The organism is Photobacterium sp. GB-50 (genome assembly GCF_003026755.1).
GTDB lineage: Bacteria > Pseudomonadota > Gammaproteobacteria > Enterobacterales > Vibrionaceae > Photobacterium.
The window spans coordinates 61225-86409 of the sequence record NZ_PYNX01000017.1 but is presented as its reverse complement, the minus strand read 5'-3'; the positions used below and the strand labels follow the sequence as shown (position 1 = coordinate 86409).

Below are 25185 nucleotides of genomic sequence, written 5' to 3'. Positions count from 1 at the left end.
ATATATTATTGGTTATTACAGCCAATTACGACCACATCAATATAATGGCGGATTAACACCGAATGAATCAGAACGATTATATTGGTTAACCTCTAAAACCGTGGCTAGTATTTGTTGACCACTACAGTTAGACTGTTTACCCTATTCTGGTGAGTAGGGATTAGGAAAAGTACGGGAAGCATAATAAAGGCTCATATTTAAAACTAGCTTATATATGAAAGTTACGACTAAATTTAACTAAAGCGATTTCCTTGAGGTAATAAATACTTTTTGCAATCAATCTATTTTTTTACCAGTAATGATAGGTGTATCAAATTAATCTATAAATAACTAAATGATATAGTCTAACTTACTGTATGCTTTAATAATGAATTATACAACAATATAAATAATATAATTTTTTCCTCTGTGTATGCTCTTCGACTTATAATAAAAATATAAAATATATAACTAATATATTTATAAAGTAAATCTATATTCAGTTAATAATTTAGGAGTATCTAAGACGGATGCTTACATGATCCATACCTATAAGACATGCTTATCACCTTCGTTTTAATCAAAATTTTGGCTTTATATAAGCTAAATGTTAAAATATAATTGGTTCTCAGGTTATAAATCATGCAGTATTCATTGCTCCCTATCTTTAAGTTATAAGGAATAGAATGGGTAGAAAGAATAAGTTTCAATCAGTTATGATCAAAGTATGTCTAGCGTGTTTTGTTTGGATGATTATTAATATCACAGGCGCAAGATTACCTTATATTTATACTGAATTCTCAACTATATGTCGAGCACTGATAATTTTTCCAATATTATTTAGTACTTCTTTTTACATCATATTCATTCATCGTTTTAAGGGGTATAAAGTTAGTCCACATAGGTTAAGTTTGGAGCGCTACTCTTCAACTAAAGAAAAGGTCAAAGACACATTATTTACACTATTTTCACTTGGTTGTATTGCTGCATTTTTTGCGTATTTTAGTATTAATATCTCTGTCTGGATAACAAAGTTAACAGCAACTGATACTTACAGTGAAAGTTTTATTATTGATGGAGTAAAAGATCGTGGTAGTACTGGCGTAGATCTTTTCCTATCAAAAACTGATAAATCTGAGAAAGTCATATTACATCTAAGTAACTCTCGATATAGAGAAAATAATTGGAGAAGATATGAAAGAATTTGTGTTAAAGGTCGTACATCGATGTTTGGTACTATCATCGACCATGAGAATAGATGTTCAAAATAAAAGACTGATTAAAATAGCTATAATTTCTATGTATTATTCCTAGTATTTCTAGACCTTACATTATTCATAAAGAATAACTAAAATTATGATTAGTTACTCTAATTTATTCAGCAACTCGATATCACAATTAACAGCGACCGATCTAGTTTCATATTCAAACTCACCTCTATGGTTATACTTTCTTAGAAAAGAATTAACTACTTCACCTTTAACAATACCTAATAACAATACATTCCCTTCAACCTTTATATAAATAGACCCCGACGGACCTACTTTGCCTTTGGTGTATCTTTTAATACTTGTCAAACGATATTTCGTTAAGCAATCATACATGGCACCTAACTTTCCGTGTAAAGCCACGCCATATTTTTCGGCATAAGGTGGCGCACTGTAGTTTGAATTAGCACTTAGAGATTCTATCTGTGAAAATCTGTCGTCATTCCATTTACCCCAGAATATGTAAAAATTAACTAAAACTAAAATAATTAAAAAAGTATAAAATACTTTATCACCTTTTTTCACTTCTATTTGCCTCCCTGTCAACTCATTCGTATAACTCTTTATATGTGAACTTTATACTTAGCTTTTTTACCCGTTCTCATCATTAAGTTTGAGCTGAATGTCTAAGTATCATTTCTTTGGACAAACACGTGTTAGGCAATTTGCTTATTTAGTCTGATAGTATTCAATCCCCAACATTAGTATTTAAGTAACTAATTGGACAATTAATTGCCATCATAGTAGACCTCCCATCAGAAACATAAAACATTTTGTAAGCTTCTCCTTTGATAGTTTGGAATTTGAGCGCCAATCTTCCTCCAATCTCTAACTCAAAACTACCTCTGTCTTGAATCGTTACTTTTGAAGAAGTATCGACCGTCGTTACTGTATGGCGGAATGTATTTCTAAATAAATCAAAGACAGAAATACAGCGATAAAAGCGCCCAAGCTTTCCTTTTTTCTTTAACTCTATGTTTTCATTCGATATAACCACATACTCAGATTCCGCATTTACGTCACTTCGAAAAAGAGAACGTAGCTCTTGAGAACCTTTGTCATCGTTGGTGTTGTGATTAGAAATACCAACCACTGACATTAGTAGAATAGGCACAAAAAAGTACTCTTTACGAAACTTCATTTCTCTAATCATCCATTCTTATTCGAGTTCCTCAAAATACTAAGAGCTGACATCATTCAATAGAGCAAGTGAACAATTAACAGCTCTACTATCGCCCTTCACAAGAGCCATCATCCTGATATTTTTCAGCATAAAATCTGATTGCTTCATTGTTATCTACAAAAATATCGAGGAGATAATTATCAATATATAAGCCTAACGGCCCAGAAACTCCATCTCTATCCGATGACCTCTTCGTTATCATACTCGATATAATCGTTACATATTATGAAGTTAACAGCAATTTTTTACACCCAACACTTTATTAGAGAATGTGAAAAGTAAGAAATGTATTTAATAAGTCTTATTAAAAACGGAACTCAAGCGATAAAATCAATACGTTTCATTGTAACTGTTGATATACACAGTCAATATAACTAATCCAAAATCACGTTAATAATATATAAATGAGTAAAAGGTCTAACGCATAAAGGGGCAATTTCTGAGCTAGCCGTGGAAGCTAGCTCGAATGGACAATTCTGAGCTAACTCTTCTGAAGTTCGAGAGCCATGGTCGATTGATATAGTGGCGCGGAAAGCCTACTATTAATAGATAATTACAAAATAATATCCAAAATTGTAACTAAGAAAATTGGAATTAATGCAACAAAATAGTAGATAAAACTTATAAAGAACATTGTCTCTCTTCGCTTTTCCGGCTCGATAGATTCAATGAACTTTTGGGCTCTAACTTTCACTTCCTCATTTTCACATACTGATTTAGTGTACAAATACGACAAGAAGTAAAATATACATGTAACCACTGTTACATATTCGAAATGTTCAACATATCCCCATATCCCAGGGATCTTAAAGATCCCTGACAAAATGAACACTCCTGCTAAGGCGACTACGAAAATTGCAGATCTACTAATATGCACAGGCTCTTCATACTTAAATGAGTTCGTAGCATTATAAAAATACAATACGCAAATTAGAGTCTGTAATTCAGACTTTAATCTTAGTCTACCCATTTCTCCATCCCCTCTCTAACCTGTTCTAGTTCTCCAGATAAGTCTGCTGCAGCCCATGTATTCTTTAAGCAAAAATAAACGCATAAAATACCTTTATCATACTAGATATAATCTATATATATCATTAAGTTGATAACAATTTTCACGCCTGACGCTCAATAAGAGGATGTGATAAGTAAGACATGTATTTAATCAGTCTTATTAGCATAGGAATATGCAAATAAAACTAATCTAAAAATCACGTTAATAAGATATGAATGAGTATTTGATCTAACACGTTTTGGGGCAAAAATGAGCCAGCTATGAAAGCTAGCTCGAAGTTGGACATTTCTGAGTTACGAATGCCATCAGTGTCTGCCTTGTTCGCATAAATAAAAATACGGGAAGACTCTTTAGGCTTCGAAGGTTTTCAACTTGGCTGGAATTTCGACCTTCCAACCAAAGGTAAGTTTGGAAAAGGTAATATTCCTTGGGGTAAGACGGCTGATATTGGAATAAGCAGTAGTATTAACTACCAAACATCAGAGCTGATGGGAGCATGGGAAGGAAATTCTATAAATGAATTCATGTATGGATTTTCAAATGGCTCAGTTAAAGTTCCTTTATGGCTTAAAGATAAAGTAACGAGTGCTTTAGACTAGAATCAATAGGCCATCAGTAATATGATGGCCTCTTATTCTACTGTTAGTTAAATTTTATTATGAACCTAATCTATTCTCCCGAAAGTAACTACAGTCTTTTATATATTCTCTGGGATATGCTGAGCTGGAGAGCGCTTGTTATCATTGCCATGTTGGCCATTGTGAACTGGCTCTATGATAACCGTTTCAAAATGGCGATACCAAAATCTCTTGTTTTGATGTTGGTTTTTTTATGTGGCACGCTTGGATTGTTTTACTCTTTCGGTGATGGTCTTAATGATTATCGTGAGCGACATGTTAACTATAAATCCTACGATAATTACGATCGTATTGAGCATATATCTGGAAGGTTAAAGAAAGTTGTACGTGTCGAGGAGGAGTGGCCTGGTAACGTATTTGAAACGAGTAAGCCAAAACGATTATGGACTGTGTTTTATGTCCATATCGGCGGTGATGTCATCAAGCTGAGAGACTTGAACTGGAAGGTAAATCGAGAATTTGGTATGCCTCCATGCTATAGAGGTGATTTTGGTGAATTATTACAACCACATGTTGGTGAAAATATTGATATAGGGTATTACAAGACTATAACGACTAGCCACAAGAGTGATAATGCGATTTGTTTAGTCGATGCTTATAAAATCTAGATCCGGCTGAGATGTTTATTCCAATATGGATTTATTATTAATTCTTAAAAAAGAGAGTGCTCCATGAGTACTCTCTTTTTTGACTGGCTTTCTACTCCGTCGATAGCCCATTATCAAACAAAATCCACAAACATCTTTCCTGACTTAATGCCGTGAATATCAATGAACGATTTCCTTTTCGAACTGACCATTGAGAACATAGGAATACTCCTCCCACGAACGCTCTATGAGAAGATATGATAGGTAAGAAATGTATTTAATCAGTCTTATTAGACTAAGAGCATGTGAATAAAATAAAACCAAAATCACGTCAATAAAATATGAATGAGTATTTGATCTAACACGTTTTGGGGCAATTATAAGCTTGCTGAATAGCAAACTCATTCGTGGACAGAAAAGTGTTAGTAGGTTTGTTCTATTTGGGCTGATAGGTATTAGGAAAAGTAAGGGTAAAGGCAGATGGGCAGCATCACCGTTTATGATATTCGCAATATTTAGTGGCTTGATCTTATTCAACACTTCAGATAGGTATCGGCCACCCTTTCACATTAAAATCGACAGTAATAAAACTCCCTTAAGTCACTTCCTGTCAGTTTTGGGTATAGCGGTGAAAGTGATTCTAGAGAAAACATTTCTTCCCCTAGCGGTTGGTACATCGCTTCCATTAATTCATGATTCCCTGCAGTTAGAACATAAACAGCCGTTGACATACCATATCCTTCAATATCTTGAAAAAGAAACTTTTTGTTCACTCTATTCATATTGGTGAACACTTCTTCTGTGTCAACGTCTACCCCCTGGTAACTCCAATATCTCGATAGTTCATATATCGCCGTTGGCATAAATAAATCATCTGAATATAAAGCTGGTTCTAGCTTCAGCTTTTCAACAATAGCTGTCTTGATTTCTAGAGTTCGTGCAGAAGTACTGGAACCATCTTCATAATCAAAATGGATATCGAGATGTGTCTTTATCCATTCATCCCGTTTCTGTCCTAACTCATAGAAATCTACAGCCTTCTTTTTTTTATCAACAAAGCTATTGTACAAATCACCACAATCTTCCATCCCATTCGCATTGATTGAATAAGATAGCAAAAGAGCCAGACATATTTTAAATCTAAGCATCTACTCATTAACCTCTACTGCTGGCGGTAACCATAAAGAGTGTATAGTAACATTTGTGCCATTACTGAAATGGACCTCAATTTATCGAGATGTTTGTTCATATCCTTTGTGACCTAACATTATATTAGTGCGCATGCGCATTAAAACTCTGGGGAGTGACAAGACAATCACAGCTAACTATTTGTATTAAAATTACTTTATCCAGAAAACTTAATGAATCTTAGCAGCAAAGTTCGTATGCATATTTAATGGCACACTATCTTTTTTTATAAATTCATATTCCATTGAATTTACTCGACTAAATTTTTATGCGCAATACGAAGTGAGCATAATTAATAGCATTAAAAGGTGATTTTAGAGCTATTTCTCATTATGGCTGTATAAAATACCAGCTTATTGGATATTGGGATAAATGACACGAAGTGAATTGTGGGTGGTTATTTAGATAAGTTTTATTAGGAGAAAAATCAACAAGAGATAAAAACTCTAAATCTTGGCTATAACATAAAGGGACACTTTTGTGTTACGAAGTGCCAACTTTGAAAATTCGGGACAAGAAATGGATAGAAGTAAGCACTGAGTACCATGTAGTTAAGATGTGCGTTATTAATTAATGATATGGCAACTAAGCAGACCTATTCGTCCTACACAAACTATATTCTATCCGTCATCCAGCAATTTCAATCAGGCGTAATTAAATCTTCCTAGGTATCATTTCTACGATTTTTGAGTTGGAGTATCAAAAACAATGAACTTGATGAAACGTCATGAACGACAGATCAAGAAAGTGTGCGATTTGATAGATAGCAACCTAGACGGCGAATTATCACTTGAGCAACTAAGTACTGTCGCTGCCAGTTCAAAGTACCACTTTCACCGTATCTTTAAGGCATTCATGGGGATCAGTGCTATGCAATATGTGCAATTAGCATTACAGACGCTCTTAATAACTTAGACAATATGCCATAGCAGTCTTCTGTGGATATCGTTCTAGTCACGGAAGCCGAACCTCATCCAATATTGAAAAAAGAACGCCTGGATCAATTGGTTAAGCTAATGCCTTAAACGGATTCGTTAGCCAATGACAAAGGTAAATTCACCAGTTAAACGCCCGTCGATTCGCATAGTTTCAAACTGTAGATAATCACGGGCTTTTCCACCCCACCATTCATTACCAGTATTACCTTTTAAGTACAATTGGGTGGTAAGTAGCTCTTGATTACCACGCCACAACTTAACATGGATATGTGGCGGACGAGAAGCGTAAGGTACAGGATATAATGTCTGGAATAAGTAGCGTCCATCCGATTGAGTTTCAACCGCGCCAAACCCTGCAAAGTGATCATCAAACATATCGTTATTTGGCTGGTTTGGGTGAGAATAGATACCTTGCCCATCACACTGCCAGATTTCTAGTTTGATGCCTGAAACAGGTTTTCCCGTTGTATCCACTACTTTCCCTTGCAATATGATGGGCTCTCCAATTAATCCTTCAGTCTGAAGTAATAAATTTGATCGAAGAGGAATACGATCGACCGGATAAAATGGTCCTTCTGCTTGTTCAGGTGTTAACTGTATCGGCGTTTTGGCTTTTAAACTTGTCGTAAAAATCAGACTCCAAAGCGCTAAAAAGTGTCGTCGTTCCATGGTTTCACCAATCGCTAGTTTTAGTTAAGTTTGGTTAAAATTGAACGATTTGCCAAGACTAGTGCTGTGGATAATATAGTTTTATCAGCATCAGAAACATTTGGATTTAAAACCTTGTTAAGATGTGAAGCAAGCAATACCGAAGTCTCAGCAAACTAACTTAAACACTAAAACCAGCACACAGTAAAATGCCCGTATGGTGAGTAACTCTAAACAATTTGTTATTTTTTCACTGGGTACACAGTTTTAAAATGCTCTAAGACAAGCACCATATCTTCTGATGGACTGATATTGAGTTCTTCGCACTCTTTTGAGAAGAAATTCCAATGAGCTTTTTTCCACCAGCCTAGTGTTTTGTCACCTTCACCTTCTAACGCAGCAAACTCAGCCGTAATTTCATTGTATTTGCACTTTGATACGGAAGTTATTTCTATAATACAAACGGGTTCACCAGACCAATTAGTTACAACCTGCAGATGTCCCACTTCAGGCATAAGTTCACCTTGCTCGCTATACCAAATCTCTAAACTGCATGAGGCTCGTTTTTCACCACGTAATATAAGATCAGCGCATAGGTTTGCATTGTATTTATCGGCACAAAAATAATCGGAACTAAATGAGGTGTACTTTGATGCATTCTCACAGGGTAGAGAACTAAGATATTGTTCTAGGTATAATTTACTTCTTTCATCCATGATCTTTACTCAAATTTCGTCTTGAACGCTTATTATTAGCGTGGTTCAGCTAGGCTCTCGATGCCCAACTCTCGTTGTTTTCGCTTACTTAAACTACTGGCTACGATGCGGTAAGACTCAGATAAATAATACTTTAAATCGTCGTCTAATTTACCCGAGGTCTCAATTTGCTGTATCCACTTCATTCCACGATTGGCAAAATATGGCGCAGGTTTATAACCATCACAATTTCTCAAAAACTCGAAATTTAAGTTAGACGTTTTAAACGTGAATGCAGCTTGGGAACCATCGCTCCAGCCTCCTATGGCAAAGACTTTACCACCGACTTTCCATACATCGGAATTTCCCCATTGAACGACGTGACTTGTTCCAGCAAAAGAGCCGCAAAAATGATTAAATTCTTCGTAATTCATCGCTTATAAATACCACGTTAAGTATTTCCAAAATTTACTTCTAAAAGTCGCTTGAGCTTGCCCAACACTTCGGATAAGTATCGACTGCGCTGCACATGTCCTTATCTTTTAAGCATTATTTGAGCGTAGACTTCATACTCTCATATGCCGACAAGGCTTGTTTAGTTTCAGCTTGAAGTCCCTTACTTTCCATAAACCAAAATGAATATATTTGTCTAGTTGATACTTTTTGAAAAACAAACCAATGAACTATACCTAACGGTGAATTCCTAATATACTCAACAGAATTATATTTATCGGTATGTCGCTCAGAAATAGTAATTTCATCAGAGTAACCGCCATTACTCTGATTTTGCTTTTCATTCTCTATAAAGTCATCTAAGGCCTTATTTTTCGACTCAATTCTAAATTGTACACTAATAGAGAATGGTGGTTCACCAGCTTGAAACACTAATGACAATGGTTCTTTACGTGAGCTTTTATCATTATATTTAAGTGAACCTACATCAAAACTTATATCACCTGCTTTGTACTCAAAAACTTTAGCCTTTACTTGAACTGTAGCTAGAGAAAAAACAACTATTACAAACATCCAAATTTTCATTAAAACTCCATTAATGCCGAATCACTTCTTGAACAATTTATTGAAAGATGCCGCTATGCCGCTAAGTGAAAAGCCACAATCTCAACTACAGTAAATACGTATTTTAAAAAGGAGTATTTATTATGAATAAAGAGCAGCAACATCGTTCAGATTATCTTTTTGAACAACACCTTACCATCACTTATTGTAAGGTAAACGTCCAACTACTATAGATACTTATAGTTGTGTATTGCTTCGCATTACCCAATAATGAAATACATTACTAGTCATATTAACCATTAAATACCTCAAATAGAATTTAGCATAACCGTTGAAAAAGAATTGATTAAATCACGTTAAGATTAATCGGTATTTAATGGTTATTTTTTATATTGATAATGCAGAGTGCGATTTAATTAATAAAGACTTCTCTTCCAGAAGAAAAGCGTTAAATAATAAACATAATGGTATTAACACTTAAAAATATTATTGACATTTACTTATATAAGGTCGCTTGAGCTTGCCCAACACTTCGGATAAGTATCGACTGCGCGAAAAACATCCTTATCTTACTGATAATTTATCAATTTTCCTAAGTAATAGTACTCTGACCGGATAGAAAAATACTGCTAACATAGACCACAAGATACTTTAATTTCACGAAAAAACCAAACTTATGCTTTTTAAGTAGATATAGAAAGTAAGACATTTTATTATAAAAAAAGGATTAAAGCGATAAATCTCTCAACTTTATTATAACTAGTTATGTATAGAGACAAAAAAAGGCTAAGTAATAACTTAACCTTTTATTCACCCTATTTTTGACAAGTTAAATTGGTAATAAGTATGTTTTCACTATCTTGTTACCAGAGTCTTCATCTGTAATTAAGACTTTATTAGAAATGATTGTCACCCCTTGCGGGTTATTAAGATCATCAATATCATAAACCTTTATTGGTTTGTTTGATTCTTTATCTAAAACTATCAGTTGCTTGCCTGAGTTGTTTAATAAGATAATTGTGTTATCTGTAACTTCCATACCGGTTATTACAGGAACCTCTTTCGTTTTCATTGATATAATCTGCTCAGCGTTTAACATCATATCTTTACGGCTAAATCTTGATAAAATAATAAAATCATTGACTTTATTAGGCAAAGATAAGGTTAGATATTCATTATCTAATAAAGATAATGCACTGCTACCTATATAGCTTTTATTCGCTCGAACTGTCTTTAAGTTCCCTCTATCCACTTCTTTCATGCGATATAAGTCATCAACGGATAGTTTTACATAGCTTTTATAAACAGACGTTACAATAACCTTTCCGTTTTTATCAAAAAAAACGCCAGAGATATTATTTACATCTTTATCAAACTTCGGATCAACTTTATAACTGCTTAATATCTTTGATGCTGTCTTATCCAGTAAATAAATCCAGTTTTTATTTGTCGCAATAACAACGACACTTCTTTTATCATCATAACTTATCGCTGTTACTCGACCGGTAACATTAGCTGGAAGAGCAGTATTTTCTATCTTCAGCAATTCGTTCGCATGTTCAAGTTTAGTGTTTTCATTAGCCGTCAATGTAGTAAATTCAGGTTGTTCAATGTAATTATTAGCTCTAAATGAAAAATGACTCCACGTAGGCCAATGTTTTGTTGTCCAAACCGTTTTACTTAAGTCATAACTAAAGTTTTGCGGGCTTGCTTGACCAATATATGGCGGTGGACCAACTTGAGTGAATGCCTGAATTACATTTAAAAACATAACAATAATAAAACTATACCCTGAGACTTTATGGAACGTCCCCCAGCGAACCCGCGTTGTATTTTTTAATGAGTCTTCATTAGAAAACCCGATTAATAAAGACATAATTAGTAAGTTAGCTATAAATAAGAACACACCCCATGTATAAGCATGAGCACCGAGTATTAAACCGCCAAACCCCTGCCCAATATCTTGTCCAAGATGTACAGAGCTATGCAATATACTTAACCATAACCCGTAAATACATATAATATAATAGGTACTAATATATTTTAATCTCAAACCATATCGAGACATATATAAAGCACAAAGAGAAAGAAGTATAATTGCAATTCTTTCCTGCCAACATAATATACAAGGATTATCACCCAGAATATAACCAAGTATCACAGTTGCAATACCAATAGGGATCAGGGTTAATCCCAAAGATAAAGCCGATAACAACAAGGATGTTTGAGAACTATTTAAACGTTTCAATTAGTAGTTCCCCATCGGTAATACCATATTCCAACAAACGACAAGAGATAATAAAACACTTAAAATGACAGAAAACAATAAAGAAACATCACTCAAGTTTTTTCTTTTTGGATAAAAGACAACTAATAATGATGATATTAAAATTATAAATAATAATAAAAATTCCAATTTCACACCTTACTTATTTAATTAATAGATATCATCTATACCTGATGATTTAGACACTATTTCTACCGGCTAAATTTATGACCGATGTCTTTGTTTATTCGTAAACCAATATGATATTAAGTAGTCTTTTTTAAACACATGGCTTTTGGAGTGCAATATGAGCGACAATCGCAATATTACGAATACTTTGAGCATCTAACATTTTTTATCCTCATATTGATGTGACGAATTGATCATACAGACTGTCAAACAATATCAATAACAACATTCAGACGATAAACATCACTAATAGGACAATTGAAGAACGACTAACGAAAAATATTCCATAGAACGCCCAAATTATTGATGCATCGTTTCAATTCACATTTCTGAATTGCCAGCTTTTGATGAAAATTTTAGCTTGATGAAAACATCTACTAGCATCTATGGTGTTTACCTAAAATCGCCAATAACTATATTCAGGTTTGTACATTTACTATCGATGGGAACTATGGCGGTGTATGTGTGCGTTCAGATGATTCATTGGTCATTAAAAAAGACAGCGATATCGAGCCTTTGATTGTATTGGAAGACAGTGCGTTCTTGAAAAATTGCTAATGCTAATCTTCAGATAATAAAAAAGAGGATGCGATTTGCATCCTCTTCTATTTTAAATACAGCTCTGATTATAACTGCCGTTATTTAAAACGACGTCGTAAGAAGCCTAAACCAAGTAGTGATAGTAATCCAACAATCCCCATTGAACCACCAGAACCATCATTAGGTGGCGTTACAACTTCAGCTTCAAAACCATCACGCTTTTTCACATTTACATTGATAGAAACACTTGCACTATCTACAGTTGCTGATTTAGCTTGTGCGCCTTTAGTTAAAGACATCGTAAAAGTATATGCTCCTGCTTTTAGGCCATTAACATCAAACATTATCGTTTGTGCGCCGTCTTCTTTAAGTGTGATCTTTGGCAACGTTAATTGAGCACTATCTTCAGGCGTTGGTGAAATCACAATTGAAGCAATATCTCCCGCCTTTGCAGTTTCAGGTAAAGTATAAGGAACGGCTAAACGACTCCCATCAAGTAGCATTTGAATAGGTACTTCACCCACTTGGTTATAACGGTACCCTAACGCTAAAATTGCAGGATCATGGTCAGATGAACGATACGCATCTTCACTATAAAGTAGATCTGCATTAGCCCCTTTATATTCTTCGTTGTAATCAAATAATGTAGATTCTGCGGCATTAATATGCCAATCAGTGGCATCAAGAACGCGATCTTTTAATGACGGACTAACTAGAATATGGTCAAGTGAGCCAATTTCATCATTATAAGAGTAGCTGTAACCGCTATATTCTTTATCTTTTCTCATCATTTCGACAGCATTAATATAACCGTAACTCTTAGTGATAATTGCGCCATTTTCGCCAAACTGAGGTATTTCACCGATAAAGGTATCACGTGCTGCTTTTAACGTTTTCCCCGTCGGGTTATTGGTTAATACCAATAATGGATCTTCGTGTGCATAAGAGTTTAAATCACCAATAATCACACGGTCACCACCCCATTTCTCCATTTGCTTACCGATCTCATCGGCTGCTGCAACGCGAAAATTCTCACAGGAACCTTGGAAGTCATCATCCTTAACTTTACCTTTAATAGGATCAAAGTTTTCCCATGTTTCCCAACCTTGCCAGTCTTCCCAACATGTCGAACCTTTTGATTTAAGGTGGTTAACACCGACAGTTAAACGCTTACCGGTGTAGTTAACAATAAAGGAGGCTGCAAGCATATCTCGTTGATAATTTTTACCGCTTTCACGTACCAAGCCTTTACTATCAACTAATGCGGCACCGTTTTCATCAGCGATAACAGGTGCTTTTTGTGATGGCATAAGCACTTGTTTTACTTTTTCAAGAGATACACGAGCAGGACGATATAGCATTCCCGAAGTAATTGCGTCTCCACCTAACGTATCGAGTTCATCAACAACTGTGTCACCATTGGAATCTATACCAATAAAAGCATAACGATTATCTATATGATCTGGTTTACCTTTATCGCTTGGATTTTCTCTGTCGTAATTAAGGTTAACCGTATTAACTAATCGTGAAATTGCACTAACTCGGCCATAGCCATTATTTTCAATTTCCATCAAACCGATAATATCAGCATCAAGCCCATAAATAGCTTCTACAATTTTAGCTTCTTGGCGTTCAAACTCAGACTCACTATCAGCACCACGGTTACTAGATAACGGATTATCATCACCACCAAATGGTGAATTGAAGTAATTGAGCACGTTCAGTGTTGCTATACGTACATCGAAACTATGGTGTTCTGTTTCATCATTAACACTTGGTTTATCTTCTCGATCTTGATGATGAATAATATTGGCGTCAGTGATCTCATTCATCGCTATTAAGCGAAAGTTATTAAAAGAATAGGTTAATACCCCATCTAAACCTACAATACTGTCATTAACACGTAGATAGTTATCACTTGGATTTAGTGCAAAATCAGGATAGAAAGGTATTTCACCATCAGCTGATTTTTTATCGGTTTCAACATACAAGCGACGATCATTATTTTCCTTCGCGTGTTGCTTTGACTCTTCACTACCAGCAACATGATGTTGGTTTGGTTGGAAATTAGGACGCTCGTAAGCCAATACCATATTGTTACGGAAACTGCTGTAATCAAAACTAAAAGTACGTGATATACGCATCGTTTGATCATTTTCTTGCTCTGGTGCAATATCAGCAGGTAAGCGCACTAACATACCTTCATGGCGCTCTAATGTTGCTTGAAAATTATCACCATCTTGTGGAATCTTAACTAAATCAACCGCCGTAGGTGCACCCGCATTAGCATCCAGTAATTCCCACTCATCATTCGCTGCAACAAGTTTTGTTAAACCATAATCTTCTTCAACAAAACCGCGCACACACACTTTTTGTCCAACAAGATCAGTATTTGGAATTTTAGCTGTTTCAATAAATAAGCCATCTGATGTTGTAATATCACCATCATCTGAATAAAGGTAGAAGCCTTGTTTCTCACCTATGGTTACTGCACTAACAACACCTGTGATTAGGTATTCTTGATCACTTTTGTATTTACCCGCTGCAATCAATGGTGAGCTGAAACCATTACCTTGCGCTTGACCTATGGTTTTTTCCTCAAATTGTGATGCACCATCGGTACAAGGCATAGGTTGACCTGGTGTCGGTGCTAATGTTGCATCTCCCAAGCCAGAAAAGTCATCTTTTGCAGAGCTAACCCAATCATCACTATTAAACGTTGCCTTTGGTACTGTTGAAGTATTAATTCGGCGAAAGGTAACATCCTTACCCCATTCACTCCCCGCAACACCAACAATATCGTGAATATCGGTTTTATTTAAACCTAAATAAACTGAGTCATCACCATTGAAATTAAGTGAATTAAATCTTACTTCATCATAGGTTCCAGCAATTACATGAGAAGCATTATTTGCTGAAATCGCATTTATTAATTCTTGGCTCGCCTCTCCATGAATAACGACAATCGACTCTCCAGCAGGAATAGTAACGCCATCAATTACTGATGAGCCATCAGCTTTACGAATGTCGTTCTGGTACTTACCACCATCATAATAAAGCTTAACACTATCTGTGAACGTATAATCAGTTGGTCCAACGTTTGTTAATTCGATGGCTTTATTATTTGATGAACCTTCAACATACTCAGAGATAATAATTTTATTAATATCTGCATAAGCTACAGAACTGAATGCTGCGCTAACCGCGACAGCTAATAAAGAGAGTGATTTATTTTTCATTTTATTAATCCCTTAATTAGAAATATAAACGCGCATAAGCATAAGCATCTTGTGCTGCATCACCAGCATTAGCTTCGAATGCAATAACAGTTGAAGACGTTGGACGATAATTCACTCCTACAGTTCCCCAAGTGCGTTCTTTACCCCATGAATTAATTTTCCCATCCCAATATGGGCTTTCTTCATCCCAGTGCTCATACCCTTCAATATTTGCAGAGCCTGTTATATCCCACTGTTTATTTATTTTATATTTAGCGGAAACCAAAGCACCATAGTGTTCAACCGTTTGGTAGTCGTTATACATGGTAATAATATTGTCAGGATCTGTAATATCAATATTAGTTTTATCTTGAGCTAAATCTTCTTGCTCTATAAAGCCATTAAAACCAAGCGATAAACGATTAGTTACATCGAAACGCATTCCTAAACCAATTAATTTTTGTTCGCCGTATTTAGATGTTCCATTTGATCCGCCACGTCCTTCAAAACCTAAAACTGTAGAAAAACCATCACCAAAATAGCCAACATAAGCATTAACAACATCACCTAGTTCAGCACCCGATGATGACTCTGCACCATATGAATAGGAAGCACCTACCTTAATGTGATTAAAATGTCCCTCATATTTAATTGTTGCATCTTGATCGCCAGCTTCACCCGTTTCTACTGTAGTATCAAAGGTATAATCACCCCAGCGGTCATAGTCATCAAAAGCAGTGTCTGTTAAACCAGCTTCAACATACCCAAACTGACCTAATTCATAACCTAGAAATAGCTTATCTAAGGTCATAACCATATCGCCAGAAGCATATTTCCAATTCTCACGTTCATAATCGACTTCTAGTCGAAAGTGCATTTTGTCTTTTTGACCTTTGACACCTAAAGTTGCAAATGAATCATCAATATATGATTTGTCTTCATAAAACTCACCATACTCATAATCCGCTCCAATATGACCACCCACTCCAACTTCACCATACAGACTAACGGTATCACCATTATCATTTTGATAAACTGTGACAGCCTGAGAAGTTGTTGAAAATAAACCTGCTAGCGCATATGCAATAAGTGTTTTTTTGTTTTTTAAAATATCCATATTTTACTTCTTAATAAGACATAACGACGAAAAATAAGAATAAGTTAATAAATAAAAACATCAATAACTGGTATGACCTTTCTGTGATGTGTGTTTTTTTATCATCTAAAACGGTGAGTTAAATCCCAAACAATAAATTATTACATTTTTATTTATTTCCAATAAGGAATTAAATATCAAAATATAATACCAATTAAATCTATATAATTAGTTTATAAGCGATAAAGTAAAACAAAGTTGCGACATTAAATTATGCATCATTTATCATTTTAACGATTCAATATTAGATACAACCGATGAGAAATTTAATAATCAGAAAAACATCTACTAGCATCTATGGTGTTTACCTAAAGTCGCCAATAACTATATTCAGGTTTGTACATTTACTATCGATGGGAACTATGGCGGTGTATGTGTGCGTTCAGATGATTCATTGGTCATTAAAAAAGACAGCGATATCGAGCCTTTGATTGTATTGGAGGAAAGTGCGTTCTTAAAATAGTCGCCTGCTTCTATATAGAATAAAAAAACGCACAGCTTACTTTACGTAAAACTGTGCGTTTTTATTTATATAAGTATTAAACGATTAAAACTTATATTCAGCAGAAATTTTGTATGAACGACCTGGCTCATAAACTTGCGTCCACGGTGTACGGTAGTTTTCATCAAACGCATTGGCAACAGTGAAATCAACCGTTAAGCCTTCCATGTTTGAGGTTGGCTCCCATGAAGCATAGAAATCAACAAGTTCATAAGACTTATAAGGACCTTCGCTATCACCTTTTGGACGGCGATCTTGAGTGCTGGCAAAAATAGCTCGAGTACCTACCTTGGTGTCAATTTCCCAAATACCGTAGTCAACTTGCGCCACCCATTTATCGGCAGGGATATTACTTAACCACTCACCTGTTTTTTCATCTTTACCACGTGTTTGGCCATACGATAGCAATGTATTTAATCTGTCATAACGGTACTGGGCAACCACTTCAAAACCTTTTAACTTAGCATTGTCGATGTTATCTGAAGTACTTGTACCACCACAACCAACACCAGAGCCACGGTTTGCCATCATACACGCTATCATTTCGCTACGGCTTGGTACTGTTACATCGAGATTGATAAAATCTTTAACTTTATTTTGGAAAACGCTAGCGGTGATCAGTAATTCATCATCACCAATAAGGTTATCAAAATTAAATGTACCTTTTAACTCGATATTATGTGCCTGCTCTGGCTTCAAATTCGGGTTAGGTACAAATACATTGGTAATAGGCCCCATTGCAAAGTGAGTACCGTCCATAAATAATTCAGACGTACTTGCCGCTCTGAATGCTTCGTCATATCTTAATGACCATGCCATCCAATCTGTCGCCTGCCAGTTCGCACCTACAGATGGAGACCAAGCATCTTGCTTATTATTTTCGAACCCTTCTGCTTTTGACTCAAACGTGTCGTAACGTAAGCCAGCATCTAGTTCAAGTGACTCTAATAAGGCGTAATTAACATGAGCAAAGCCACCTAAGGTTGTTGCTTTAGCACCATCAGGCGGTGTTGGACGACCTGAGGTTGTTACTGGACGTTTAGTATCTAACTTATCTTCATAGCCATCAGCACCAATAAAGACTTGAAAACGATCTAAATCAGATTTATTGGTAACAGAAAAACCTGTTGTGGTGATAGAGCTGATATCTTTTTCAGTACTGCCATTACCCAACTCTTTAATATCTGTGTCGTTACGATAAACTCTAAATGCACTATCAATGAAGTTACTTTCAGGGTTATAAGCGTACTTTAATGTAATGTTTTGATCCGTGGACGTACGATCAATCAGTTTATCTTCTGTACTTAATGGCTCAGTCGAGCCGACAACTGGTGGGTGCCCGTCATAATCAGAAATGCGATAATCTAAACCAATGCTTTGGCTATCGGTAAAGTGCCAATTAAATTTCGCTAACCCCGTCTTATTAATCGCTTCAGTACCATAGAGCTTATAGCCATTGCCTTGCTCCATCACACCACTGTCTTGGTAACTACCGGCTAGTAACCAATCAACATTATCTTGTTTGTTAGCAATCGCACCAACGGTGGTAACAACATTTCCGTTACTCTGATAGCCCGTCTTAACTTTGCCACCAAAGCCTGTATCTTCTACCAAATCATCTGCTGTGATTGTATTTTGAATAACCACACCACCAATTGCACCTGAGCCATATAAAGAACTCACAGGGCCTTTTACTACCTCAATGTCACTGATCAAAGTTGGGTCTAAGAAAAAGGATGGTCGGTGATCAAATTGGGCATTTTGGCGGTTACCATCAATAACCTGTAGGACTTTATTCCCTTCTAAGCCACGAATATTAATAGATTGATTACTCGCAACATTACCACCAGCAACAGACACGTTTGGTATGAATTTTACCGCTTCAGCGACTGAATTAACCTGCATTTCATCAAGTTCTTCGCTGCTAACTTTTGCAACCGTCCTTGTTTTATCTTGGTTAGTTTCATCAACTCTCGAAGCCGAAACAACAATCTCATCAAATTGAGAAACATCGTTGCTGGCATAAACGGATGGAGAAAGGACCGCGACTAAAGAGCTGGCGATCAGAGTTAATTGCTTGTTCATATATCCCTACTTCACAATTTTTTATTTGTAACAAAATTCGAAAACATTATTACAAACAAAAACGATAATTACTATCATTTAGATTAAGAAATGATATTTATTTAATTATCATTACCATAAGGAATATTCATTGCGATATAGGCTACGTATTATTGATTACCTAAAATAAGGAAAAGTGGTCACGGTATAATTAACGTGTATTTTTCACACAAAAAGATAGCAATTCGCTCATCTATTTATTTGTTATTTAATAAGTATTATTTTTCACTTTAATACGCTTGCTTAACAGCAATATGATTGTTAGTATGCGCGCTCGTTTTACGACGCTAAGTAAGGTCGCATTACTTAGTGAATCATTTATATCAAAGAGTATTGATTATGAAATTTAATGCAGTAGTACGTACTGACCTAGGTAAAGGTGCGAGCCGCCGCCTACGTCTTCAAGAGCAATTCCCAGGTATCATTTACGGTGGTGAAGCAGCACCAGTTGCTATCGCTCTTAAGCACAGCGATGTTATCAACCAAATGGACAAGCCTGAGTTCTACGAAGGTTTCGTACTAGTAATCGACGGTCAAGAAGTTAAAGTTAAACCTCAAGACATTCAACGTCACCCGTTCAAGCCTAAAGTTGAACACATGGACTTCAAACGCATCTAATTGCGAGTTCATAAACGTTTTATTAAGCACTCTTCGGAGTGCTTTTTTTATATCTAAATAACTGTATCGATATATTTACTAAAACAACGACTGTTGCGGATCATCCTCTTGCTCAATATTCTTATCTAACTCTTGCTGCAATTTAGCTCGGTGACGCCTTAGTACTTGCTGTTTGCGGCGACGACATATATCAAGTACTAGATGTTTTTCATCATCGGTCATTTTAAGCCAATACAAACGCTCTTCCCTACTACGGAAGCATCCTTTGCAATACCCCTTATTATTCACTTCACATATGCGCTTACAGGGACTTGGAATATCAAAAAAGTCTTTCTGTTCCATGCCTATTAAATTTCATCATCATACCTTTAATGAGAATAATAGATTTTTATAACTCGTGCTGTTATTAAGTGAAAAACACTAACAAAATTTTGCTAATTCGTTAATTCTGTATTGATTTTATGAAAAAATAGTCAGTTATGTTAGTTGCTTTCATCACCTCAACTCTGATAAGGTTATTCGAGTTGTCATGGCTGATAACTAATTTTTACATTATATATCTAGTCATGTCCCCGAATAGATATATCAAAGGAGGGAACCATGGATTTTTTTGTACCATCGGCTAAAGACCTTGAACAAGCGGAATCTGTTTATTCCTCGATTGCTGCACATGTCTCAGCACCTATTCCGAGCGACAGTAAACGCGTAAGTAAGTTAGTTTGGTCACATGAAGGAACGGTATGTATTGGTGAAGTAGGTAAACTTCCGCCAGAAATATTCCGTGCACCTGAAGAAATTTTAGCTATTTTTGAATGTGGTGATGTGTACAAGATCTGTACTCAAAACCGTGGTGTGATCAATTTCGATCCTATTCTTGCCAATACTAAAGACGTATCTAAAGTTGAATTCTTTAAATAGTTTTTATTTATTAGCAACAAAAAAACGCGCTTATATAGCGCGTTTTTTTATATCATTTCCGAATATTAGTCATTTTCTTCAACGCGATCATCCGATTCTTCAGCTAAGTTTAAAAACTTCAATCCTAGGCTAAGTAATAAAATAGAAACGGGTAAAATAAGTATCTTCCAATCAAGATTATTGAAATTGACCAATACCGCCTCTAAGAACTTAACAAAAAGAATGATCACAATGACTTCTGCTAATACATTTTTTAAATGCCCAATATTAGGTGTTTTGATCCAACCTAAAACATTTGTTTTATCTGCGTCTGGCGATTTTTTATTTGATATAAATAGTGTGAATACACCGTGTGCAAAAATAAACAATACAAAAGCGATTAAAAAAATATCGAGTGACTTGATTAAATAATACGTCGCTATATCTGCAGTATCTAAATGCACTAGGCTGTTATGCGGTACTGCATTAAAAAACACCACAGTAAACGCGGTATACGTTTTCATTGAGCCAACAATAAACAGCAACAATGAGCCAAGAGTAGAGCAAATGATAGCTAACCAGCCTACATATCGAAAAGCATTAAATGTTTTTTTCATAATGGGATAATCTAAAAGTTTTTCACATTATAAAGAATAAACCATAAACTACTAGTAACAGTGAATGTGAAAAAAGAATAAATAACCATTATGATAATCGTTAAAACAACCCTAACTGCGGCGCAGTAATCTCATCAAAGTATTTACCTATAAACGGCAAGATACCATCAGCAACTGGCTTTAATTGCTTATCAATATAATGGTTATAGTCGATAGGGCTTTGACGATACTCGCTTGGCTCAGCACCTGATACTGTAAATACATATTCAATCGTCCCTTTATTTTGATATTGACGAGGACGACCTAATTTTAGGTTCATTTCATCAGCTAAACGGGCTGCACGCACCTGCGGTGGTATATTTTTCTGATAATCCGCTAAATTTCGTCTTAATCGCTTACGGTAAATAAGCAAATCATCAAACTCCCCTGCTAACGTTCGCTGCGTATAATCACGAACATAATCATCAACATCCTGATCATGGAAAACCATTTGATACAGTGACTGCTGAAAATGTTGAGCGAGTGGTGTCCAGTCTGTTCGTACCGTCTCTAACCCTTTAAATACGATTTCTTCTTTATCCCCTCGCCACACTAATCCGGCATACCGTTTTTTACTGCCTGTTTCTTGTCCCCGAATAGTGGGCATTAAAAACTTGTGGTAATGAGTTTCATATTCAATTTCAAGAGCCGATGTTAAGCCATATTCATCACGTAGATGTGTTGTCCACCACTGATTAATATAAGAGACTAAGTCATGACCAATCGCATTTGCATCATCTTGTGAATGGGCTTTTTTAAGTGATACAAAAGTTGAGTCGGTATCACCATAAATCACTTCATAGCCTTTAGCTTCAATTAACTCTCGAGTCAATTTCATGATTTCATGGCCACGCATGGTAATCGATGAAGCTAAACGGTGATCAAAGAAACGACAGCCTGACGATCCTAATACACCATAAAATGAGTTCATGATGATTTTAATTGCTTGGGAAAACGCTTTTTCGCCATCACGTTTGGCTTGATCACGTGCAGCCCATAAATCTTCAATCATCTTCGGCAAGAAATGCTTGGTCCGATGAAAGCGTCCGCCACGAAACCCATTAATAGCTTGGTGTTCCGCTTTACCTTCTTCTTGGTTTAACCCTTCGACTAGCCCCATAGGATCAATCCGAAAAGATCGGATAATCGAAGGATATAGTGATTTAAAATCGAGGACTAATACAGAATCATATAATCCGGGTTTAGAGTCCATAACATAACCACCCGGGCTTGCGATCCAATTATCACTGACAAGGTTTGGTGCGATATAGCCTGCTCTGTGTAATTGCGGCATATAAAGATTGGTAAAGGCGGCAACTGAGCCCCCTACACGATCCAATTCCACGCCCGTTAAACGGCACCGTTCAATAGCAAAATCGAGTAAATGAGTATGCTCAAAAATGCGAGTCACCAACTCACAATCTTGTAAGTTATATTTAGCAAGAGAGAGCTTATCATGGCGAAACATATGATTAATTTCCGCCATCCGATCGTGTACGTTATGAATCGCTTTACCTTCACCCAATAATTCTTGTGAAACCGACTCTAGCGACCATGAACGGAAGTTATAGGTCGCGGTTTTAAGCGTATCAATACCATCCATGACGACTCGTCCGGGAACAGTAATAAACCCTTGATTAGGATTTTGCGAAGATGGTCGATAATGCGGCGTTTGTCGTCCACGACCAATACGTAAATTAACTTTATTCCACTCCGCACGATGCAATAATAAACGAAAATCAAAGTCGATCACGTTCCATCCGATGATCACATCAGGATCAAAAGCCATAAACCACAACTCTAACGATTGCAATAACGCCTTTTCATTTTCAACCCACTCGATCAACAAGTCACTAGACTCGCTATAACCGTCAGGTGCTTGCCCTACCATGATCACTCGGCTATCAGCATCGCTGTGTAAACCAATAGAATACAATACGCCTTTTTCAGAACACTCAATATCTAACGACACGACACTCAGCGTTGGTACATAATCAATAGGTTTTACTTTAGTTTTTGTGACTTCAATGTAGCCAGAACGCTGACGTTGATCACCGGTAAAAACCAAGCCGCCACGAACAAAACGTTCCATTAAATAGCGATCTGCTAAACGAATATCCGATTCAAAAACATCAATTAGCTCCGCAGAAAGTGCTTTTACCGCAGAGAAGCCATCGCGAATAGTGTGGCAATAACAGGCAGAAACAACATGATGCTGAAACGTTTTAAGTGGCAGATCTTTCCACTCTGTTGTGATATTCGCACTCGTTAATACCTGTTGGGCTTGCGCTTTTTGCTCTGTACGAACAAAGAAAACAGGCTTATCGCCTATAATAGACAAACGATATGGACCATTTTCTGTTTTAACCCAGAGAATGATTTCTGTTTGTCCATTAATGTCACGACTTTGGCGAGTTAAAACAAAACCCGTTGTTAACGACTGCAAATAAAACCTCTGCTGTTGATATGATCACCCGATCTTTTTTTCTATTTTTTCAAACTCCGCCACAATCCAATTCCCGACATGTTCAACTAAAAACAAAGCGGCACGTTTGGGTACTTGTGGACCATTGATAAGAATTTGAATACGTTCAATATCGACTGTTTTGTCAGGATAAAAATGAAGAAAGAAGTCAGCACATTGCTGCTCACTATAAGCTAAACTCGATGTGCGATGTGCCACCAGCATAAAACAGCTTCGTAGCATCTTCTTACCCACCTTTCGGCACAATGCGTTATATTCTGTCACACTTTTCGTTGCCATAATTTTACTACGACAATCCGCAAGTACCGTTTTTATATCACTATTAAAGGCTTTTGCTATCTCCCAACTCGGTTCAAACAAACCAAATTGTGTTGCCAAACTATCGCCATAGAGGCATACGCTACAGTGCTTAAACCAAAAACCCCATTTAAAAATCGATGCCAGTGTCATCACTTCATCTCGCGTAACCACTGTCAGATCAACCTGAGTGATAACGTTATAACGATAGGCTATTTGTTGACATAGTGAATCTAATACGCGGTGTTCTGATGCCGATAATGATCTATTAACAACCAGTGTTATATTAAGATCTGAACGTTCTGTTATCGCGCAACGAGCGGCAACACTGCCATTAAGGTATATGCTGTGTATTTGCTCTGAAAACTCAGCCTGTAATTGTTTTACCAAAGCTAATAACACTGGCATATAAGGTGCTTGAAATGGGGTTAATTCATCAAGAACAGGTAGTGTTTTCATTACAAATACAACTCATAGACAGCTTCAATCCGTAAAAAACAGCAATAACAAATCGTAATAAAAATGTAGATTTATATGCTTTATTCTCTTTATATACTACCAAATTCAACCTATCGAAAGTAAATACTCAAAATCGTTGTTTTTCTGCTTAAATTTTCATTCAAACCATTATAGGCATCGCTTCTTAGCGAGGTTTTAGTATAATCACCACTCTTACACACAAAGAGACAGATCTTAATCTATGGAAACTCAAAACCTGATTTCTTACGATGACGTTATCGATGCGGCATACGATATTTTCTTAGAAATGGCACAAGATAACTTAGAGCCAGCAGACGTATTACTCTTCACTGCACAATTTGAAGATCGTGGTGCAGCTGAAATCGTTGAAACACGTGATGACTGGGCAGAGCACGCTGGTTTTGATGTGGATAAAGAGCTTTTTGCTGAGGTTATCATTGGTCTTGTTAATGAAGAAAACGATGAACTCGATGACGTATTTGCGCGTATGCTAATTAGCCGTGATCCTGAAAACAAAGGCTGCCATATTTTATGGAAACGCGATTAATCATCGTATTCCTAATAGAAAAAAGGCGATATCAACATCTTTTTAATGGATGTGATG

At 36.2% G+C, this 25185-nt stretch carries 20 protein-coding genes and 1 pseudogene; 6 read left to right on the top strand and 15 right to left on the bottom strand.

Going from position 1 to position 25185, the window contains the following annotated elements; genetic code table 11:
• Positions 1-665 precede the first annotated feature (665 nt).
• Positions 666-1250 carry a hypothetical protein gene (locus C9J41_RS17270; protein ID WP_107262328.1) on the top strand — a complete coding sequence of 195 codons (585 nt, stop codon included), beginning with the start codon at positions 666-668 and terminating at the stop codon, positions 1248-1250.
• Between the two features lie 93 nt (positions 1251-1343).
• Here C9J41_RS17270 and C9J41_RS17265 read toward each other — a convergent pair whose 3' ends face one another.
• A complete protein-coding gene (locus tag C9J41_RS17265; RefSeq protein WP_107294838.1) occupies positions 1344-1772 on the bottom strand; it encodes a hypothetical protein in 429 nt (142 codons plus the stop codon).
• A 163-nt stretch (positions 1773-1935) separates the two neighbouring features.
• Positions 1936-2388, bottom strand: a complete 453-nt coding sequence (locus C9J41_RS17260) for a hypothetical protein (protein ID WP_146151678.1) — start codon at positions 2386-2388, stop codon at positions 1936-1938.
• A 1769-nt stretch (positions 2389-4157) separates the two neighbouring features.
• Here C9J41_RS17260 and C9J41_RS17250 point away from each other — a divergent pair.
• A complete protein-coding gene (locus tag C9J41_RS17250) occupies positions 4158-4688 on the top strand; it encodes a hypothetical protein (protein WP_107294836.1) in 531 nt (176 codons plus the stop codon).
• A gap of 548 nt (positions 4689-5236) precedes the next feature.
• On the opposite strand, the gene C9J41_RS17245 is transcribed toward C9J41_RS17250, so the two are convergent.
• The gene (locus C9J41_RS17245; protein ID WP_107294835.1) at positions 5237-5815 is read right to left on the bottom strand and encodes a hypothetical protein; all 579 of its coding nucleotides are present in this window, start codon (positions 5813-5815) and stop codon (positions 5237-5239) included.
• Between the two features lie 748 nt (positions 5816-6563).
• On the opposite strand from C9J41_RS17245, the pseudogene C9J41_RS17240 reads away from it, so the two are divergent.
• A pseudogene (locus tag C9J41_RS17240) lies at positions 6564-6746 on the top strand (AraC family transcriptional regulator); the annotation flags it as partial.
• Between the two features lie 143 nt (positions 6747-6889).
• Here the strand turns inward: C9J41_RS17240 and C9J41_RS17235 are convergent.
• From C9J41_RS17235 to C9J41_RS17190, 8 genes are all read right to left on the bottom strand, one after another.
• Entirely contained in the window at positions 6890-7462 is a 573-nt protein-coding gene (locus C9J41_RS17235; RefSeq protein WP_107294834.1) for a protocatechuate 3,4-dioxygenase, read from the bottom strand.
• A gap of 221 nt (positions 7463-7683) precedes the next feature.
• Positions 7684-8157, bottom strand: a complete 474-nt coding sequence (locus tag C9J41_RS17230) for an ASCH domain-containing protein (protein WP_107294833.1) — start codon at positions 8155-8157, stop codon at positions 7684-7686.
• 35 nt (positions 8158-8192) lie between these two features.
• Entirely contained in the window at positions 8193-8570 is a 378-nt protein-coding gene (locus C9J41_RS17225) for an MmcQ/YjbR family DNA-binding protein (protein ID WP_107294832.1), read from the bottom strand.
• A 115-nt stretch (positions 8571-8685) separates the two neighbouring features.
• Positions 8686-9174, bottom strand: a complete 489-nt coding sequence (locus C9J41_RS17220) for a hypothetical protein (RefSeq protein ID WP_107294831.1) — start codon at positions 9172-9174, stop codon at positions 8686-8688.
• Between the two features lie 808 nt (positions 9175-9982).
• Positions 9983-11401, bottom strand: coding sequence for a disulfide bond formation protein B (locus C9J41_RS17215; RefSeq protein WP_199194447.1), 1419 nt, complete (start codon positions 11399-11401; stop codon positions 9983-9985).
• A gap of 845 nt (positions 11402-12246) precedes the next feature.
• The gene (locus tag C9J41_RS17205) at positions 12247-15387 is read right to left on the bottom strand and encodes an ExeM/NucH family extracellular endonuclease (RefSeq protein WP_107294830.1); all 3141 of its coding nucleotides are present in this window, start codon (positions 15385-15387) and stop codon (positions 12247-12249) included.
• Positions 15388-15403: 16 nt separating this feature from the next.
• Positions 15404-16483 (bottom strand): TonB-dependent receptor, encoded by a 1080-nt coding sequence (locus tag C9J41_RS17200; protein WP_107294829.1) that lies wholly within the window; start codon positions 16481-16483, stop codon positions 15404-15406.
• Positions 16484-17069: 586 nt separating this feature from the next.
• Positions 17070-19109, bottom strand: coding sequence for a TonB-dependent hemoglobin/transferrin/lactoferrin family receptor (locus C9J41_RS17190; protein WP_107294828.1), 2040 nt, complete (start codon positions 19107-19109; stop codon positions 17070-17072).
• 378 nt (positions 19110-19487) lie between these two features.
• Between C9J41_RS17190 and rplY the strand changes: the two genes are divergently transcribed.
• The gene (rplY, locus tag C9J41_RS17185) at positions 19488-19766 is read left to right on the top strand and encodes a 50S ribosomal protein L25 (protein ID WP_045150345.1); all 279 of its coding nucleotides are present in this window, start codon (positions 19488-19490) and stop codon (positions 19764-19766) included.
• 78 nt (positions 19767-19844) lie between these two features.
• Here the strand turns inward: rplY and C9J41_RS17180 are convergent, their stop codons facing one another.
• Positions 19845-20108 (bottom strand): DUF1289 domain-containing protein, encoded by a 264-nt coding sequence (locus tag C9J41_RS17180; protein ID WP_080902005.1) that lies wholly within the window; start codon positions 20106-20108, stop codon positions 19845-19847.
• A 258-nt stretch (positions 20109-20366) separates the two neighbouring features.
• Between C9J41_RS17180 and C9J41_RS17175 the strand changes: the two genes are divergently transcribed.
• Complete coding sequence (locus tag C9J41_RS17175) at positions 20367-20684, top strand: hypothetical protein (RefSeq protein ID WP_107206440.1); 318 nt, start codon at positions 20367-20369, stop codon at positions 20682-20684.
• A 65-nt stretch (positions 20685-20749) separates the two neighbouring features.
• Here C9J41_RS17175 and C9J41_RS17170 read toward each other — a convergent pair whose 3' ends face one another.
• The 3 genes from C9J41_RS17170 to C9J41_RS17160 all read right to left on the bottom strand — a co-directional run bounded on the left by C9J41_RS17170 (position 20750) and on the right by C9J41_RS17160 (position 24560).
• Positions 20750-21280, bottom strand: coding sequence for a YqhA family protein (locus C9J41_RS17170; RefSeq protein WP_107206439.1), 531 nt, complete (start codon positions 21278-21280; stop codon positions 20750-20752).
• A 100-nt stretch (positions 21281-21380) separates the two neighbouring features.
• Positions 21381-23765 (bottom strand): DNA polymerase II, encoded by a 2385-nt coding sequence (locus tag C9J41_RS17165; RefSeq protein ID WP_107294827.1) that lies wholly within the window; start codon positions 23763-23765, stop codon positions 21381-21383.
• Positions 23766-23789: 24 nt separating this feature from the next.
• Entirely contained in the window at positions 23790-24560 is a 771-nt protein-coding gene (locus C9J41_RS17160; RefSeq protein WP_107206437.1) for a hypothetical protein, read from the bottom strand.
• A 241-nt stretch (positions 24561-24801) separates the two neighbouring features.
• Between C9J41_RS17160 and C9J41_RS17155 the strand changes: the two genes are divergently transcribed.
• Entirely contained in the window at positions 24802-25128 is a 327-nt protein-coding gene (locus C9J41_RS17155) for an HI1450 family dsDNA-mimic protein (protein WP_005368211.1), read from the top strand.
• Positions 25129-25185: the final 57 nt, after the last annotated feature.